The sequence below is a fragment of the Streptomyces sp. SID12488 genome (assembly GCF_010548275.1).
Classification (GTDB): Bacteria; Actinomycetota; Actinomycetes; order Streptomycetales; family Streptomycetaceae; genus Streptomyces.
In genome coordinates, this window is the sequence record NZ_JAAGLT010000072.1 from 1 (window position 1) to 2,483 (window position 2,483).

1 protein-coding gene is annotated in these 2,483 nt (G+C 73.7%); it reads right to left on the reverse strand.

Annotated elements, in window-relative coordinates; translation table 11 throughout:
• Positions 1 to 183: 183 nt before the first annotated feature.
• The coding region (locus G3I56_RS42490) for a DEAD/DEAH box helicase (protein ID WP_164418866.1) at positions 184 to 2,483 on the reverse strand (2,300 nt) is incomplete at its 5' end.

Below are 2,483 nucleotides of genomic sequence, written 5' to 3' on the forward strand. Positions count from 1 at the left end.
CCGCGCCGTGTGTCCCGGTCGCCTCCTGACCCGCGCGCTCCCGCGCCGCCCGCAACGCCCTGCGCGCGGCGTCGGCGGGCCGGTCCGGCTCGGCCTCGCCCGACAGTGGTTGCCCGTCCGGCTCCGGCTCCTCCCCCACCGTGGCGTGCCCTTCCTCTGGCTCCCGGTGCTCCTCCGACGACATCACACCGCCCCCCGCAGGGAGACCAGGTCGGACAGTGCCCGGTCCGTCAGTTCCGTGAAGGACGACTCACCGGAGGTCAGGATCGCGTCGGCCAGGGCCCGCTTGGACTCCAGCATCTCCGCGATACGGTCCTCGACCGTGCCCTCGGTGATCAGGCGGTGCACCTGGACCGGCTGGGTCTGGCCGATGCGGTATGCGCGGTCCGTGGCCTGTTCCTCGACCGCGGGGTTCCACCAGCGGTCGAAGTGGATGACATGGCCCGCGCGCGTGAGGTTGAGGCCGGTGCCGGCGGCCTTCAGGGAGAGGATCAGGATCGGGGTCGCGCCGCTCTGGAAACGGTCCACCATGCGTTCCCTCTCGGGGACCGGGGTGCCGCCGTGGAGCAGTTCCACCGGGACCGCGCGGGCCGCGAGGTGGGAAGTGATCAGGCGGGCCATCCCCACGTACTGCGTGAAGACCAGGGCCGAGCCGTCCTCGGCGAGCAGGGTGTCCAACAACTCGTCCAGCAGGGCGAGTTTGCCGGAGCGGGCGGCCAGCCGGTCCCCTGTGGCGGGCCCGGGGGCCTCCTCCTTCAGGTACAGGGCCGGATGGTCGCAGATCTGCTTGAGGGAGGTCAGCAGCTTCAGCACCAGACCCCGGCGGCCGATGCCGTCCGCCGTCTCGATGGCGAGCAGCGACTCGCGTACGACCGCCTCGTACAGCGCGGCCTGTTCGCGGGTCAGGGGGACCGGGTGGTCCGTCTCCGTCTTCGGCGGCAGTTCGGGGACGATGCCCGGGTCGGACTTCTTGCGGCGCAGCAGGAACGGGCGGACCAGGCGGGCGAGCCGGGCCACCGCCTCCTCGTCCTCACCGGTCTCCACCGCGCGCGCGTGCCGGGCGCGGAAGGACTTGAGGGGGCCCAGAAGACCGGGGGTCGTCCAGTCGAGCAGGGCCCAGAGTTCGGAGAGGTTGTTCTCCACGGGGGTGCCGGTGAGCGCCACGCGCGCGGGGGTCGGGATCGTGCGCAGTGCCTTCGCCGTCGCCGAATAGGGGTTCTTGACGTGCTGCGCCTCGTCCGCGACGACCATCCCCCACGGCTGCTCGGCCAGCCGGGGCGCCGTCGACCGCATGGTGCCGTACGTCGTGAGGACGAAGCCGCCCGTCATGTCGTCCAGGGTGCGGTCGGGGCCGTGGTAGCGGCGGACGGGGACGCCGGGCGCGAACTTGTTGATCTCGCGCTGCCAGTTGCCCAGCAGGGAGGCCGGGCAGACCACCAGCGTCGGCTCGCGGCGGGCCCGCCGCAGATGCAGGGCGATGACGGTGATCGTCTTGCCGAGCCCCATGTCGTCGGCGAGGCAGCCGCCGAGGCCGAGGGAGGTCATGAGGTCCAGCCAGGCCAGGCCCCGGAGCTGGTAGTCACGGAGGCGGGCCTGGAGCCCCGGGGGCGGTTCCACCGGGGTGATGCCCGCCGTCAGCCGGTCACGCAGGACCGCCAGTGCGCCGACCGGGACCGCCTCGACGCTCTCGCCGTCGACCTCCACTCGGCCGGTGAGGGCCGCGGAGAGCGCGTCGACCGGGTCGAGCAGGCCCAGTTCGCGCTTGCGTGCCTTGCGGACGAGGGCCGGGTCGACGAGCACCCACTGGTCCTTGAGGCGTACGACGGGACGGTGGGCCTCCGCCAGCAGGTCCATCTCCGCCTCGGTGAGCGGATCTCCGCCGAGCGCCAACTGCCAGCGGAACTGCAGGAGTTCCTCGCTCTCGAAGAAGCCGGTGCCGTCCTTCGCCGAGCCGGGCGCCGGACGTACGACCGCCTGGGCGGTCAGGTCCTGGGCGAGGTCCCGGGGCCAGTGCACGGCGACGCCGGCCGCGGCGAGGCGGGTCGCGACCACCCCGAGCAGGTCGTACAGCTCCTCTTCGGAGAGTGCCAGTACTGCGGGCGCCTCCTGCTCGGTGAGACGGTCGAGCGGGGGCCAGACGCGGGCCGCGCGGCGCACCGCCAGGGCCGCGTCCACGCGGGCGCGTGCTCCGAAGGCCGCGTCCGCGGTGCCTGCCCAGAGGGTCGCCGCGTCGGTCACCAGGGTGGGGTCGGCGAGACTGTGCACCTGGACGATCGCCGCGCCCGCGGTGGGCGCCCGGTCGGGGTCGTCGAACAGTTCGTACGCCGACAGGTCGAGGCGGAGCGAGATCCGCACGCCCGCGTCCATGCCCGCGGCGACCTCCGCCGCCCAGTCGTGGGCGTCCGGCAGGCGCTGGGCCGGGCGCGCGGCGAAGGGCATCCCCGCCGCGTACGGCGCCGCCGGGGTGCGCGGCAGGGAGATCG